Raw genomic sequence first — 14,627 nt, 5'->3', positions numbered from 1 at the left:
CTTTGGTTCTTTGCTTTTTTTAGGGGATGAAAGGGGCTTTTGTCGAAAAATGTATAAAGATGAAGTAAATTATTCATTATATCGAATAATTGAAAAAAAATCTAGAAAAATAATTATCGACAGAAGGAATTGTATTAGACATGTCGAAAGTATACTATAGGAAAAACATGCTAAGTAATTGTCGACTTTGAAGGGAGAGCTTACCGTTGCAAACTATTGAAGTTCTGTTAGCTGATGATAATCGTGAATTTACAAACCTCTTATCCGAATTTATTGATGATCAGGAAGATATGCGGGTGACCGGCGTTGCTTATAACGGAAATGATGTGCTCCGTTTGATTGAACAGGGCCAGCGGATTCCTGATGTATTAATTTTAGATATTATCATGCCACATCTAGATGGATTGGGCGTGCTTGAGAAGCTCCGTGAAATGGACTTGAACCCTCAGCCTAAGATCATCATGCTGACTGCTTTTGGTCAGGAGAACATTACCCAGAAGGCAGTACAGCTCGGCGCATCGTACTACATTCTTAAGCCGTTCGATATGGAAATTTTGACAAATCGCATTCGTCAGCTGGTGGCTCCTAACCAATCCTCCATGCCGATGATGACCAGCTCCTCATCGATGAGGACAAATGTCGTTCAGCTGCCGAAAGGAAAAAATTTGGACGCCAATATCACCACCATCATCCATGAGATCGGCGTGCCTGCACACATCAAAGGCTATCAATACTTGCGCGAAGCAATCACGATGGTGTACAACAATATTGAAATTCTAGGCGCAATCACGAAGACACTGTACCCGGCGATTGCCGAAAAGTACAAAACCACGCCGAGCCGCGTCGAGCGTGCCATTCGCCACGCGATTGAAGTCGCATGGACGCGCGGCAACATCGACAGCATCTCCCACCTGTTCGGGTACACCATCAACATCAGCAAGGCGAAGCCGACGAATTCCGAATTCATCGCCATGGTCGCCGATAAGCTGCGGATTGAGCATAAGGTGTCGTGAAAGGGTAAGGAGGAGTGAGCGAGTAAGTAATGACCCAATGAACCTATATGGTTTGTTGGGTCATTTTTTATCGGGTCAACGATCGGTTTTTCAATTTCCAAATGCATGCGTTTGCACGTTCCCAGCTCTTCAGGTTTAGGTACATAATGGAGATAATCATGGTGCAACATGGTGCTGCTGGTGGAAAGTTACAGGACAATAGAGGTAAATTATGGGGAATAATGCGCTTGTCCGGGACTGCTGGGAATAACGCTCAATCCTTTGTTCTCAAGGTGTTCGCTATGTTGGCAACACGGATTGCATACGAATCTGGTAAATGCTGTGGGGTTTTGCCTTTTGCGGATGTGTGCTACCATCGTTACACATTCCAACAGAAAGGATGAATACCCTTGATCAAAAAGCTAGCTTTAAGTGTTCTGGTATCCGCCGCCTTTTTCTCTGCAGCTGTGACTCCTCAGGAGGTATCTGCTTATTCTGTATCGGAAGCTAATGATATTATCTCTACCGGAAAGCGCTATCTAGGTACACCTTACCAATTCGGAGCCGATTACGGGCAAACGCGTACGTTTGATTGCTCCAGCTTCGTGAAGACCGTTTACGCCAGGAACGGCGTCTATTTGCCCCGTTCCTCCCGCGAGCAAGCTCAGAAAGGATATTGGGTCGCCAAGCGCAACTTGAAAAAAGGGGATTTGATATTTTTCAAAAGCGCGGGGTCTTCCTCCAATCGAATTACGCATGTAGCGATTTATGCGGGGAATGATCGTCTGCTTCATACGTATGGCGCCGGCGGTGTCCGTTACAGCGACTTTAACAGTTATTGGGACAAGCGTTACGTGAAAGCAAAGCGCGTTTTATAATCCGAATAAAAGAAAGCCGCGTCCTCCAAAGTGAGAGTCGCGGCGATCCATTCGAAGCTAAGGACGAATATCGCATTTGTTTTTAATAAAGTGAATTTGATTTTCCAGACGGTTCATCAGATCCTTCGTTTCCTTATCAGGATTCACGCTTGTAGCTTGCATGGTAGCCAGCTCATGCTGAAGCTGTTCCAGATCTTGACCGGCATTAGAGCAGTCATAGTTGCTTTCCAGGTTGTTGATCATACAAGTACATACCCCCATACTCAGCTGAAGTTAAAATTACATCCTTAGTATGGGTTCATCCGTCGATTGTATCCCAAAGGCGGTATTGCAATAACAGGATAGAGTGGTTACTTCAACACGGATACCTCATGCCGCTTGTCCTCCTCCTGCCCCGCTGCATACGTTTCCTCCGCCCATTCCAGCCATCCCTCAGGCAAGTACTCCTTAAGCATCTCTAGGTTGTCTTGATGAGTTTGCGCCAACTCAAGCAATAACCTCTCGTATGTTTCCAGAATGCCTTGAAAATCGAGTCCGATATCGTCCAACAGCAAATCCTTCAATGCTTTGTCATTGTCAGAGAAGCTTCGCGCCACCAACCCGTCAAAAATTTCCGTAATCCGTCCATCCTGAACACGAACAATTTTTTGACATGTTTTTTGCATTGAATCTACTCCTTGCGCTAGGATAAGCTTGATTATAACATAGGACAAACTAGGTTATTGTAGAAATTTGTAACCGCTTACGTGTTATTTTGTAAAATTTGTTGTTTGCTGTATACGCTCTTTGTCGTAAGGGAACGGTAATGGGAGAAGGTAAGGAGGTCTTATCAAATGAATCAAGCAGCGATGCATCAAAAGGTTGATTCCTACAAGATCGGCGTAGGCCACATGAAAGAACTTATGCCGGCCATGGTGAACACATACCATGATTTTACAGGTGCTTGTTTTGCCGGCGGCGCGCTCGAGGAGAAGCAAAAGCATTTGATCGCGCTGGGGATCAGCTTATTCGCCAATAACGAAGTATGCACGTACTATCATGTTCAAGAAGCATTGTCCAAGGGTGCAACGGCGCAAGAGATCACCGAAGCTACGGCCGTTGCCGCGGCAGTGGGCTCAGGGCATACCTTGTCTCAAGGCGTAACTCGGGTGCAGCAGGCGCTGGACGGGCTTGCTACCATTAAACAGTAGGCAGGCGGGCATAAAAAAAAGGAGTTGCTTGCGGCACAGCCAAGCTACTCCTTTTTGCGTTTGGCCCGAAAGCGGGGCGCTACATAATTGCGCTTACGGTCCCGAAAGAACGTCCAGCCTCCGATGAAAGCGACACCTAAGCCGAACAGGACGAAGCCGAGCAGAAATTTGCCCCAAAGCACGGAGCCCGTATCAAACTGCGCGAACCAGGCGTCCTTCATGGCTAAGAAGCCATAGGTAGCCGTAATGCCCGGAACGACGAGCATCATAATGGCAATAAAACGGTAAAAAACGGCTTGCATAATCATCCCTCTTTACTTGACATTCTTCCCCTACGTTATCATAAAATCAAGAAGTTTTCATGTGATTTTCGCAATTCGACAAGAAATAGACTATATTTCTCCGGTGAAATCAGGTTAAAATAGAAAGAATCATAGTCCTTAGGAGGAATGACTGTATGTCACAGGCTTATGATGTCATCGTCTTAGGCGGAGGCACCGGCGGGTACACGGCCGCGATTCGCGCGGCACAGCTCGGGAAAACCGTAGCGATCGTTGAACAGGACAAGCTCGGCGGCACCTGCCTGCATCGCGGGTGTATCCCCAGCAAAACGTTGCTGCGGAGTGCGGAAATGTTCGCGGCCATGAAGGAAAGCGAAGCCTTCGGCATTTCGGTTGAATCGGCCAAGCTGGATTTCGGCAAAGTGCAAAAGCGCAAAGCTGCGATTGTGGAACAGCTCCACAGCGGCGTTCAATATTTGATGAGGAAAAACAAAATCGATGTTTACCACGGGAAGGGTCGGCTGATTGGGCCGTCTATTTTTTCGCCCAGAAGCGGAACTGTTTCCGTTGAGCTGCCGGATGAGGAGATATTAAACCTTGTGCCGCAGCATCTGATTATTGCCACAGGCTCCCGCCCAAGAAAGCTGCCGGGTCTGGAGGCGGACGGCACCGTTGTGCTGACCAGCGACGAAGCACTGCAGCTTGAAGAGCTGCCGAAGTCCATTCTCATTGTCGGCGGAGGCGTGATCGGAGTAGAGTGGGCATCGATGCTGAATGATTTTGGCGTAGAGGTCACGGTCGCGGAATACTCTTCAAGGCTGGTGCCGACGGAAGACGCGGACATTTCTCGAGAGCTCGAGCGCTTATTGAAAAAACGCGGCGTCCGTGTGCTCACGAATGCGAAGGTGCTGGCGGAAACTTTGGTTACAAGCTCCGAAGGGGCAGTCTTGTCAGTGGAGACAAAACAGGGCTTGCAGGAGCTCAGTGTAGAGAAGGTGCTGTTGTCCGTCGGACGTGAAGCCAATATCGACTCCATTGCACTTGATAATACCGATGTACGCGTAGAGAACGGCTATATTCGGGTCAATGAGCACATGCAGACCGCTGAGAATCACATTTACGCGATAGGCGATTGCATCGGAGGCTTGCAGCTCGCTCATGCTGCAGCTCATGAAGGGATTACAGCGGTTGAGCACTTGGCGGGGCGGCAGCCGCATTCTTACGGCGCCCATCAGATTCCGCGCTGCATTTATACGAGACCGGAGATTGCAAGTATCGGCTATACCGAGCAGGAGGCGCTCGACAAGGGGTTTGAGATCAAGACGAGCAAGGTTCAGTTCAAGGCACTTGCGAAAGCTATGATACTGGGAGACAGTGACGGCTTCGTGAAGGTCGTTGCGGATCGGAAAACGAATGATATTCTCGGCGTGCATATGATAGGGGCGCATGTGACGGATTATATTTCGGAGGCTGCTTTGGCTCAGCTGCTGAATGCAACGCCTTGGGAGGTAGGCCGCACGATTCATGCTCATCCGACGCTGTCGGAGATTCTTGGTGAAGCGATGCTGGCAGTGGACGGACAAGCCATCAATTTATAAAACTAACGTTTAAGAAGCTTGGGCTGTATCTTTTAAAATTGTTTTCATAATCTATTCCGTTTATAATATAATAATTGTATCTTAGTATTAGCACCAGGTATTAAAAAAGGAGGCGTTCGCCCCATGTCCATCGGTCAATTAACAAAGCATCGACAGCTTGGGCTTACCGACCATCAAGCCATCGAGATGTATACATATATGCTGAAGGCCCGAATGTTCGACGAAAGGGGCTTCGTTCTGCAGCGCTCGGGAAAAATTGCCTTCCACGTCTCCGGGATCGGACAGGAAACGGCGCAAGTCGGGGCTGCGTTTGCCTTAGAGCGGGGGACGGATTATTTTCTTCCCTATTACCGCGATTATGCCTTCGTCTTATCCGCAGGGATGTCCTTGAAGGAACTGATGCTTTCAGTCTTCGCGAAGGCAGAGGACCCAAGCAGCGGAGGCCGGCAAATGCCCGGACATTTCAGCCATAAGAAGCTGAATATCGTAACGGGCTCCAGTCCGGTCACAACGCAGGTGCCTCATGCAGTGGGCTTTGCCCTTGCCGCGAAGCTGAAGCGCAAGAGCTTCGTTTCCTTCGCGACGTTCGGCGACGGGTCCAGCAATCAGGGAGATTTTCACGAGGGCTGTAATTTCGCCGGGGTGAACAGGCTTCCTGTCATTTTCATGTGCGAAAACAATCAATATGCGATTTCGGTGCCTTTACATAAGCAGATGGCCGGAAGCATCGCAGAACGCGCAGCAGGCTACGGCTTTCCCGGCGTGAAGGTGGACGGACGTGACCCGCTTGAGGTGTACCGGGTAGTGAAGGAAGCGAGAGAGCGAGCTCTTCGCGGGGAAGGACCTACGCTGATCGAAGCCGTAATGTACCGTATCTCGCCCCATTCGACCTCGGACAACGATATGCTGTACCGCACCAAGGAAGAAGTAGAGGAAAATCGCTTGAAGGACGGCTTGCCCCGATACCGGCAGTATTTGTTGGATTGCGGCATTTGGGATGAGGAGCAGGACGCGCAGCTGGTTGCGGCGATTAAGCAGGAGTTGACCGAAGCAACGAACTACGCGGAGCAGGCGCCGTTTCCGAAGCCTGAAGATACATTGAAGCACGTTTATGCCGAGGAAGGGGGGCGGTAGCAGTGGCGGTTATCACGTATTTGGAAGCGATTCGGACGGCCATGCAGGAAGAAATGGAGCGCGATGAGAACGTCTTCGTGCTTGGAGAGGATGTCGGCAAAGGCGGTGTCATGAATGCTACAAAAGGACTGAGGGATCAGTTCGGCGAAGAGCGCGTCATGGATACCCCGCTTGCCGAATCCGCCATTGCGGGTGTTGCCATCGGAGCGGCGATGTACGGCATGAAGCCGATCGCGGAGATGCAGTATGCCGATTTTATTTTTCCGGCGACGAATCAGATTATTAGCGAAGCGGCACTGATCCGCTACCGCTCCAACAACGATTGGAGCTGTCCGGTGGTCGTCCGGGCTCCCTATGGAGCGACCGGCGGCGGAGCGCTTTATCACTCTCAATGTCCTGAGGGGGTATTCTTCGGAATTCCGGGCTTGAAAATCGTGGCTCCGTCGGATCCCTACGATGCCAAAGGTCTGTTGAAGGCAGCTGTGCGCGATGCCGACCCGGTTCTGTATTTTGAGCATAAGAAGTGTTACCTGGGGATTACGGGAGAAGTGCCGGATGAGGATTACATTGTACCGATCGGGAAAGCCGCGGTGAAGAGGGAAGGGACGGACGTCACCGTCATTTCCTATGGCATCACGGTACAGTATGCTCTGAAAGCGGCGGATGAGCTTGCGAAGGAAGGCATCAGCACGCACGTGCTTGACCTGCGTACATTACAGCCGCTGGATAAGGAAGCGATTCTGGAGGCCGTTGCCAAGACCGGCAAAGTGTTGATCGTCCATGAGGATAACAAAACCGGTGGTGTCGGCGGCGAGGTGTCGGCGATTATTTCCGAAGAGCTTTTCTTTGAGCTGGATGCGCCGGTTACGCGTCTGTGCGGACCGGATGTTCCTGCCGTAGGCATGAATCCGCCGATGGAGAAGTTTTTCCTGTTAAACTCGGATAAGATCAAGGATGCCATTCGGAAGCTGGCTCAATTCTAAGAGCTTCGGCTTCGCCTAGCTTGGAGGGGAAGGTAATGAGTAAAGGGACTGCGGTAAACGTACCGCACCTGGCGGAAAGCCTCGTGTCGGCAACCATCGGCAAATGGTTGAAGCAGCCTGGCGATTATATTGAACAATACGATGTGTTATGTGAATTGATAACGGACAAGGTAACCGTAGAGATGCCTTCGCCGATTGAAGGAACATTAGTCGAGCTATTAGTGAAGGATGGGGATACGGCGGCGGTCGGCGCTCCCATCTGCCTTATTGCGGAGCCGCAAGCGGCGGGAGCCTCCAACGCGGTTGCAGCAGCGATTTCGCCTGCGTCAGGTGCGGTAGAGGCGGTAGGCAACAGCGGGAGCATGCGCGGGCGTTATTCGCCGGCCGTGCTGCGGCTGGCTTCGGAGCATGGGATCTCGCTTGATCAAGTTCAGGGAACCGGCTTTGAGGGCAGAATTACCCGGAAGGACGTAGAGGCCTACGTTGCCTCCGGACCGGCGAAGCAGCCAGCCGGCGTCTCCGTAGAGACTGTGAACACAGCGGCCGCGGAAGCCGCGGCGGACGCAGGTGTGTTTATTCCGAATACGCCGCCTGTGCCGGTCCGCTCCTCTGGACTGCATATGTCGCAAACTCCGGCGGTGCCGAATGTGGAGAAGACGGGGCAGCCTCTCGAGGGCCGCAGCGAGTATTTGATGGACGTATCGCCGATCCGCAATTTGATCGCCACTCGCATGCGCCAGAGCGTATCCGAGATTCCGCATGCATGGACCATGATCGAAGTCGATGTAACGAATCTCGTCATGCTGCGAAACAAGCTGAAGGACGAGTTTTTGCGAAAGGAAGGCATCAACCTGACCTATCTCGCCTTCGTCATTAAAGCGGTCGTTAATGCGATTAAGGACTATCCGATCATTAACTCCGTCTGGGCCGTCGATAAAATTATCGTCAAACGCGATATCAACATATCGCTCGTTGTCGGTACGGAGGATTCGGTCGTTACGCCGGTTATCAAAAAGGCCGACCAAAAAAACATTGCCGGGTTGGCCCGGGAAATCGACGATTTAACCCGAAGAGGCCGTGCCGGCAAGCTGACGCTGGAGGATATGCAAGGTGGAACGTTCACGGTGAACAACACGGGCTCGTTCGGCTCGATCCTCTCGTATCCGATTATTAATTATCCGCAGGCGGTCAATTTCACGTTCGAATCGATCGTGAAACGCCCGGTTGTGATTCAAGACATGATCGCGGTGCGATCCATGGTCAACCTATGCTTGTCCCTTGATCACCGGATCCTGGACGGCGTCATCTGCGGCCGGTTCCTGCAGCGGGTGAAGGAGAATCTTGAGGCATACAATCAGGAGACGAAGCTATACTAGAGTGAGCTTACAAAAATAAGTTCAGGGTAAAGGCCAGAGTGGATAATAGCATAGAAGCAATCATGACATAAATGACAACCTTGAATATCAGTTTGTTGCGACGCATCAATTTCAACTCCTCTTCATGGGAATACTATATGATATTTTAACCTACAGTTGCATTGGAGGAAAGACATGATTCAGCAAAATCGATTGGTAGCGGAATTTGTGGAATTGGTGCAAATCGACAGCGAGACGACGAAGGAGCAGGAAATCAGCCGTATCCTGAAAGAAAAGTTTACCTCCTTAGGGCTTACCGTGCAAGAGGATGATTCGTCGGAGAGAACGGGTCACGGCTCGAACAATCTGTTCTTCACGCTGCCTGCGACGGAGGGGGTTTCCGCACCGAAGCTGTTTTTTACCTCACACATGGATACCGTTACGCCAGGCGCCGGTATAAAGCCCCAGATCGGAGACGACGGTTATATCCGCAGTGACGGTACCACCATCCTGGGTGCGGATGATAAAGCGGGCATCGCCGCCATGCTGGAAGCGATCCGCGTGCTGAAGGAAAACAACCTGCCGCACGGACAAATTCAGTTCGTAATCACAGCGGGAGAAGAAGCCGGGCTTAAGGGCTCCAGAGCGATGGACCCGAAGTGGATGGACGCCGATTTCGGCTACGCGCTTGACTCGAACGGAGACATCGGTGACATTGCCGTAGCGGCACCGACCCAAGCGAAGATCCATATTACCTTCTGGGGCCGCTCGGCCCACGCGGGAGTGAATCCCGAGGCGGGCATCAGTGCCATTACCGTCGCTAGTCGAGCCGTATCCAAGATGCCTCTCGGCCGTGTGGACAATGAAACGACGGCGAATATCGGCCGCTTCGCTGGTGGCGTCGAGGGCGCTACGAACATCGTAGTCGATCGAGTTACGCTGGAGGCCGAAGCCCGATCCATCGTGAACGAGAAGATGTACGCGCAGGTGGAAGCCATGAAGCAGGCGTGCGAGCAGACGGCTGCAGACGCCGGAGCGAAAGTGGAGTTTAAGAGCGAGGTCATTTACCCGGCTTATATGTACGATGAAACGGCCCCTGTCGTTAAGCTTGCCATGCAAGCCTTGGAGAAGGCGGGCTGCACACCTCGCACCTTCCATTCCGGAGGCGGCAGCGACGCGAATATGTTCAATGGCTTCGGCATCCCGACCGTCAACCTGGCGATTGGATACATCGATATTCACACGACGCAGGAGCGTATCAAAATAAGCGATATGGTGAAATCGACCGAGGTGGTCCTTTCGATCGTGCAGCAGGTTGCACAAGGCTAATCCATCAAAATAACATAGAACGCCGGTCTCTCGCGTTGATGCGGGGGCCGGCGTTTTGTTTGCGTGGAAAGAGCTACTTGCGTTGGAAAGGGAGTACGCGGCCGGCAGATTGCTTGGCAGGCAAGGCGGGACGGGAGCCTCGAACCGGGAATTTGAGCACATTCCCCTTATCGAAAACAGGAAGCGGTCTTAAAGCAGGGATAGCCTTAGCACCGCTCGGAGGCCGGCCATTTCCCTGCTGATAGCCGATTTGCTCATGTAGAAAATCGGTCAGCAGCATGTCTCCCTCCAGACGCTGCAGCGCCAGCTGTAAATAGCGCCGAATCTCCCATGCTTTTCCTACCAAACGAACTTGATTTGCGGCTGTATATGATTTCATCGATATCATCCTCCGGTATTTGATAGATTGCTAGATTGGATTTGTTACACTTTATGCGGCAGCGAGACGGATTATGCTATAATCATTTGGTGAACGAAAATAGATGGTTTCATAGAGAGGGGAAATCATAGATGTCTTCCTTGATCCCAAAGAAGTTTGAAGAAGTAACGATCAGCACCGAGCCCATATTTCAGGGGAAAATCATATCCCTTCAGGTAGATACCGTACAGCTTCCGAACGGAGGCACAGCTACAAGAGAAATCGTGAAGCATCCCGGAGCCGTGGCTGTGATCGCTCTAGTAGAGGATCGCATGATCGTGGTAGAGCAGTATCGCAAGCCGCTGGAAAAAAGCCAGGTTGAAATTCCGGCCGGCAAGCTCGATGCGGGAGAGGAGCCGATCGAAGCCGCCAAGCGGGAGCTGGAGGAGGAAACCGGCTACCGCGCAGGCTCCATCCGCCATGTCAGCTCGTTCTATACGTCCCCCGGCTTCGCTGACGAGATTCTCCACCTCTACCTTGCCGAGGATCTGCAGGCGGGACAGGTGAATCCGGATGAGGATGAGTTCTTGGAGTGCGAGATGATCACACTTGAGCAAGCACAGCAATATATCCGGGAGCAGCGCATCAGCGATGCCAAGACGATCATGGCGGTATATGCATGGCAGCTGTATAAGCTGACGGGAACGATCTGATGATGAACCGATATTACGCAGACCTGCACATACACATTGGACGCACCGAGACAGGACTGGCGGTAAAAATCAGCGCAGCGAGCAATCTCACCTTCTATAACATCGCTAGAGAAGCGGCGGACCGGAAAGGGATGGATATCGTAGGAATCATCGACTGCCATTCGCCGGGTGTACAGGAGGAAATGCTCCATTATCTCGACAAGGGAGAAATGGAGGAGCTGGAGGGCGGAGGAATCCGCTACCATCAGTCGACGATCATTCTAGGCTGCGAGATCGAAGTTCGGGACCCGGGAATGGGAACAGCGCATTTGAACGCGTATTTTCCTTCCCTTGCCGATATGCAGTCCTTCACCGATTGGCTGCGCAAGCATATGAAAAATGTTCAGCTCAGCTCACAGAGAATTTATGTCCCTGCAAGAGAGCTTCAGCAGGAAGTCATCGACCGGGGCGGCATCATGATTCCGGCGCATATTTTCACTCCGCACAAAAGCGTTTATGGGAGCTGCTCGACCCGAATGGAGCATCTTTTGGACCTGGACCGGATCGCGGCAGTGGAGCTTGGCCTAAGCGCCGATTCGGAAATGGCCGGTTATGTAAGCGAGCTCGATCGGTACACGTTTCTAACGAACTCCGACGCCCATTCGCTTCCTAAGATCGGACGGGAGTACAATCTACTCCAATTGGCGGCACCGACCTTCACCGAGCTGCGCAAAGCTTTGGCCAGAGAAGAAGGCCGGGGCGTGATGGCCAATTATGGGCTGAATCCGCGTCTAGGCAAATATCATCGGACATACTGCGACGGCTGCGGCTCCATTCTCGATGAATCGGAGACGGCCGTGGAGCGGTGTCTGTACTGCGGCAGCACGAAAATCGTACGGGGCGTGATGGATCGAATTCTCAGCATCGCCGACCGGAATGAGCCTTTCGTGCCGGATTACCGTCCGCCATATCATTATCAAGTGCCGCTGGAATACATTCCCGGCCTTGGCAAGAAGACGTTCGAGAAGCTGCTGAGCCGCTTCGGCACGGAAATGAACCTGCTGCACAGCGCCTCTTATGAAGCCTTGGAGGAGGCGGCAGGCGAATCCATAGCCCGCTATATCTTGTCGGCCAGGGAAGGCACGCTTCAGCTGGAAACCGGCGGCGGCGGCCGCTACGGCAAGGTGAAAGCTTAATCCGATCCTAAGCCTTACCACGGTGCTATTTGCCGGGGGTGAGGCTTTTTTTTCGTCATACAACGGGACAGCCTCTCATATGGTGTAGTAATCGGACAAGGGGGGCTTGGCAGCATGATGCGTAATGGAGCGCTGCAGCGCTACTGGAAGGAGCATATGTCGTTCTATTTATTTGTCGGTGTGATCTTCGTAACAGGCGTCGTGTTCGGTGCCGTGATGGTTCATGCCCTGTCTCTTGAGCAAAAACAAGAAATTATGAGATATTTAAGCAATTTTTTTACAAATGTGGAGCAGGGTAGCATCGGGACGGATGTTAGAGCATCGTTCCAGGATACCTTCGCCATGCATATCAAATGGATTCTCATCATCTGGGTTCTGGGCATGTCGGTGATCGGGCTTCCGTTGATTCTGATTTTGGATTTCTTGAAAGGAGTGCTCGTCGGGTTCACGGTATCCTATCTGGTGGGACAGTTATCCTGGACAGGCCTGTTGTTTGCGCTTGTATCCGTCGTGCCTCCGAACCTGATCATTATCCCGGCGCTGCTCATTTGCAGTGTGACGGCCATTGCTTTCTCCATCTATATGGTCAAAAGCAGATTCATTGCACGCCAAGGGAAGGTCTATGAGCCCTTTATGCGATTCTCGGGGACCATTCTTGCTTCCGGGGTGCTGCTTTGCGGGGTTGCTTATTTCGAAGCGAAGGTGTCGCCGTTGATGATGAAATGGGTAACGCCGATGCTGATGAGCCTGGCAGGCTGATGTTCGCTTAGGAAAACTGATTGACTTTCCCGTCCCCCTCCACCTATAATGTAAGCAAGGTATGCTGGCACTCACGAGTTGTTAGTGCCATTCGTGCCGCCTGCTCGATAGTAACGTAAGCACCCGGAGGGAGAGGGGCATGGAATCTCGCATTGAAAAGATTAAACAGCAGCTGCAATCGCAAGGCTATAAGCTGACGCCACAGCGGGAGGCTACCGTCCGGGTTCTCCTCGAGAACGAGGAAGATCACCTCAGCGCAGAGGATGTCTTTATGCTGGTGAAGGATAAGGCACCTGAGATCGGACTTGCCACCGTATATCGAACGCTCGAATTGCTAAGTGAGCTGCATGTGCTGGAGAAGATGAATTTCGGCGACGGCGTAGCGCGCTACGACCTTCGCAATGACAGCAATCATCACCACCATCATCATTTAATTTGTGTACAATGCGGCGCAGTGGATGAGATTATGGAAGACTGGCTCGGTCCGCTGGAGGAACGCCTGGAACGTGAATTCGGATTTAAGGTGCTGGATCACCGGTTAGACTTCCAGGGCATCTGCCATCGCTGCAGCGATAAACATAAAGCTTAAACCGGAAACCTTCGACTTGGGACTTGCTCCATAAGCCAGAAGGTTTTTTTGCTATTCGGAAATAGATTCGGGGAAAGTTGGCAAAAATGAAACAACGGATATAAGCCTAAGGAGGAAACTGCCATTATGATTATCGGAGTGCCGAAGGAAATCAAGAACAACGAAAACCGGGTAGCCTTGACCCCGGGGGGAACGGCCATGCTGACAGCGGATGGCCACACCGTAGTGATCGAGGCGGGAGCGGGAGCGGGCAGCGGCTTTTCGGACGGGGACTATGCACGTGAAGGGGCGACCATTCTGCAGGAAGCCTCGGAGGTATGGGGACAGGCGGATATGATCATGAAGGTAAAGGAGCCGCTGCCTGCGGAATACGGATATTTCCGGGAAGGTCTAACGTTGTTTACGTACCTTCATCTTGCGGCGGAGCCCAAGCTGACGGAAGCACTAGTCAAGAGCAGGGTGACCGGAATCGCCTACGAGACGATTCAAATGCCGAACGGAAGCCTCCCGCTGCTAACACCGATGAGCGAGGTGGCCGGGCGTATGTCGGTGCAGGTCGGCGCCCAATTTCTCGAGAAGTTTTACGGAGGGAGGGGAATTCTTCTGGGAGGCGTACCCGGCGTACCGCCTGCGGATGTCATTATCCTCGGAGGGGGCATCGTAGGTACGAATGCGGCGAAGATGGCATTCGGGCTCGGAGCCAACGTGGTCGTGATCGAACGGAATGCGGAGCGCATCCGTTATTTGGATGATGTCTTCTACGGACGGGTTCATACCTTGATGTCCAATCCCTACAACATTGCCCAAGCGGTACAAAAGGCGGACCTCCTGATCGGCGCCGTACTGATTCCCGGGGCTAAGGCGCCGAAGCTGGTCACCGAGGAAATGGTGAAGACGATGAAGCCGGGAGCCGTCATCGTTGACGTTGCCGTGGACCAGGGGGGCTCGATCGCCACGGTCGACAAGGTAACGACTCACAGTGAGCCGACTTACGTCAAGTTCGGTGTGATCCACTATGCCGTAGCGAATATGCCCGGCGCCGTGCCGAGGACGTCCACGCTCGCCTTGACGAATGTGACGATCTCCTACGCGCAGGAGCTGGCTAATAAAGGCGTAACACGGGCGCTTTACAGCAATCCTTCCTTGCGTCTTGGCGTCAATACGTATCAAGGGCACGTTACGTATCCCGCGGTGGCGGAAGCCGTGGGAATGCCTTACACGGGACTAGACTCTTTACTTCCCATCAGCTAATCATATTTGTCCCGATCGGATCATAGTCTACTCTTAGGAACA

The 14,627-nt window shown here is 52.1% G+C and carries 18 protein-coding genes; 13 read left to right on the top strand and 5 right to left on the bottom strand.

Annotated features, from left to right (window positions below; genetic code table 11):
- Positions 1-206: 206 nt before the first annotated feature.
- Together spo0A and QMO62_RS08865 are read left to right on the top strand one after the other, a co-directional pair.
- Positions 207-1,013 carry a sporulation transcription factor Spo0A gene (gene spo0A / locus QMO62_RS08870; protein WP_284640406.1) on the top strand — a complete coding sequence of 269 codons (807 nt, stop codon included), beginning with the start codon at positions 207-209 and terminating at the stop codon, positions 1,011-1,013.
- Positions 1,014-1,402: 389 nt separating this feature from the next.
- A complete protein-coding gene (locus QMO62_RS08865) occupies positions 1,403-1,870 on the top strand; it encodes a C40 family peptidase (RefSeq protein WP_284640404.1) in 468 nt (155 codons plus the stop codon).
- Positions 1,871-1,927: 57 nt separating this feature from the next.
- On the opposite strand, the gene QMO62_RS08860 is transcribed toward QMO62_RS08865, so the two are convergent.
- A complete protein-coding gene (locus QMO62_RS08860) occupies positions 1,928-2,113 on the bottom strand; it encodes a DUF2524 domain-containing protein (RefSeq protein WP_284640402.1) in 186 nt (61 codons plus the stop codon).
- Positions 2,114-2,220: 107 nt separating this feature from the next.
- Entirely contained in the window at positions 2,221-2,535 is a 315-nt protein-coding gene (locus tag QMO62_RS08855; RefSeq protein WP_284640400.1) for a hypothetical protein, read from the bottom strand.
- 168 nt (positions 2,536-2,703) lie between these two features.
- On the opposite strand from QMO62_RS08855, the gene QMO62_RS08850 reads away from it, so the two are divergent.
- Positions 2,704-3,060 (top strand): carboxymuconolactone decarboxylase family protein, encoded by a 357-nt coding sequence (locus tag QMO62_RS08850; protein WP_284640399.1) that lies wholly within the window; start codon positions 2,704-2,706, stop codon positions 3,058-3,060.
- Between the two features lie 44 nt (positions 3,061-3,104).
- On the opposite strand, the gene QMO62_RS08845 is transcribed toward QMO62_RS08850, so the two are convergent.
- Complete coding sequence (locus tag QMO62_RS08845; protein ID WP_284640397.1) at positions 3,105-3,362, bottom strand: DUF2627 domain-containing protein; 258 nt, start codon at positions 3,360-3,362, stop codon at positions 3,105-3,107.
- Positions 3,363-3,517: 155 nt separating this feature from the next.
- On the opposite strand from QMO62_RS08845, the gene lpdA reads away from it, so the two are divergent.
- The 4 genes from lpdA to QMO62_RS08825 all read left to right on the top strand — a co-directional run bounded on the left by lpdA (position 3,518) and on the right by QMO62_RS08825 (position 8,432).
- Positions 3,518-4,939: a dihydrolipoyl dehydrogenase gene (lpdA, locus tag QMO62_RS08840; RefSeq protein ID WP_284640395.1), complete on the top strand. Its 1,422-nt coding sequence runs from the start codon at positions 3,518-3,520 to the stop codon at positions 4,937-4,939.
- Between the two features lie 123 nt (positions 4,940-5,062).
- The gene (locus QMO62_RS08835; protein ID WP_284640393.1) at positions 5,063-6,073 is read left to right on the top strand and encodes a thiamine pyrophosphate-dependent dehydrogenase E1 component subunit alpha; all 1,011 of its coding nucleotides are present in this window, start codon (positions 5,063-5,065) and stop codon (positions 6,071-6,073) included.
- 2 nt (positions 6,074-6,075) lie between these two features.
- On the top strand, positions 6,076-7,056 hold the full coding sequence (locus tag QMO62_RS08830; RefSeq protein WP_284640392.1) for an alpha-ketoacid dehydrogenase subunit beta: 981 nt from the start codon (positions 6,076-6,078) through the stop codon (positions 7,054-7,056).
- Positions 7,057-7,091: 35 nt separating this feature from the next.
- Positions 7,092-8,432 carry a dihydrolipoamide acetyltransferase family protein gene (locus tag QMO62_RS08825; RefSeq protein ID WP_284640390.1) on the top strand — a complete coding sequence of 447 codons (1,341 nt, stop codon included), beginning with the start codon at positions 7,092-7,094 and terminating at the stop codon, positions 8,430-8,432.
- Positions 8,433-8,439: 7 nt separating this feature from the next.
- On the opposite strand, the gene prli42 is transcribed toward QMO62_RS08825, so the two are convergent.
- Complete coding sequence (gene prli42 / locus QMO62_RS08820) at positions 8,440-8,538, bottom strand: stressosome-associated protein Prli42 (RefSeq protein WP_284640388.1); 99 nt, start codon at positions 8,536-8,538, stop codon at positions 8,440-8,442.
- A 68-nt stretch (positions 8,539-8,606) separates the two neighbouring features.
- Here prli42 and QMO62_RS08815 point away from each other — a divergent pair, with 68 nt between their 5' ends.
- Positions 8,607-9,740, top strand: a complete 1,134-nt coding sequence (locus tag QMO62_RS08815) for a M20/M25/M40 family metallo-hydrolase (RefSeq protein ID WP_284640387.1) — start codon at positions 8,607-8,609, stop codon at positions 9,738-9,740.
- A 73-nt stretch (positions 9,741-9,813) separates the two neighbouring features.
- Here the strand turns inward: QMO62_RS08815 and mciZ are convergent, their stop codons facing one another.
- Complete coding sequence (mciZ, locus tag QMO62_RS08810) at positions 9,814-10,119, bottom strand: Z-ring formation inhibitor MciZ (RefSeq protein ID WP_284640385.1); 306 nt, start codon at positions 10,117-10,119, stop codon at positions 9,814-9,816.
- A 131-nt stretch (positions 10,120-10,250) separates the two neighbouring features.
- Here mciZ and QMO62_RS08805 point away from each other — a divergent pair, with 131 nt between their 5' ends.
- The 5 genes from QMO62_RS08805 to ald all read left to right on the top strand — a co-directional run bounded on the left by QMO62_RS08805 (position 10,251) and on the right by ald (position 14,585).
- A complete protein-coding gene (locus QMO62_RS08805; RefSeq protein WP_284640383.1) occupies positions 10,251-10,811 on the top strand; it encodes an NUDIX domain-containing protein in 561 nt (186 codons plus the stop codon).
- Positions 10,811-11,986: an endonuclease Q family protein gene (locus QMO62_RS08800; RefSeq protein ID WP_284640382.1), complete on the top strand. Its 1,176-nt coding sequence runs from the start codon at positions 10,811-10,813 to the stop codon at positions 11,984-11,986. The genes QMO62_RS08805 and QMO62_RS08800 overlap by 1 nt, the downstream gene beginning before the upstream one ends.
- A gap of 114 nt (positions 11,987-12,100) precedes the next feature.
- Entirely contained in the window at positions 12,101-12,745 is a 645-nt protein-coding gene (spoIIM, locus tag QMO62_RS08795; RefSeq protein ID WP_284640380.1) for a stage II sporulation protein M, read from the top strand.
- Positions 12,746-12,884: 139 nt separating this feature from the next.
- Entirely contained in the window at positions 12,885-13,334 is a 450-nt protein-coding gene (gene fur / locus QMO62_RS08790; protein ID WP_284640378.1) for a ferric iron uptake transcriptional regulator, read from the top strand.
- Between the two features lie 126 nt (positions 13,335-13,460).
- Entirely contained in the window at positions 13,461-14,585 is a 1,125-nt protein-coding gene (gene ald / locus QMO62_RS08785) for an alanine dehydrogenase (RefSeq protein ID WP_284640376.1), read from the top strand.
- Positions 14,586-14,627 lie beyond the last annotated feature (42 nt).

It is taken from the genome of Paenibacillus silviterrae (assembly GCF_030167925.1).
Taxonomy (GTDB): domain Bacteria; phylum Bacillota; class Bacilli; order Paenibacillales; family NBRC-103111; genus Paenibacillus_G; species Paenibacillus_G silviterrae.
Note: the sequence above shows the minus strand (reverse complement) of the source record. Positions and strands in the feature narration are given on the sequence as shown.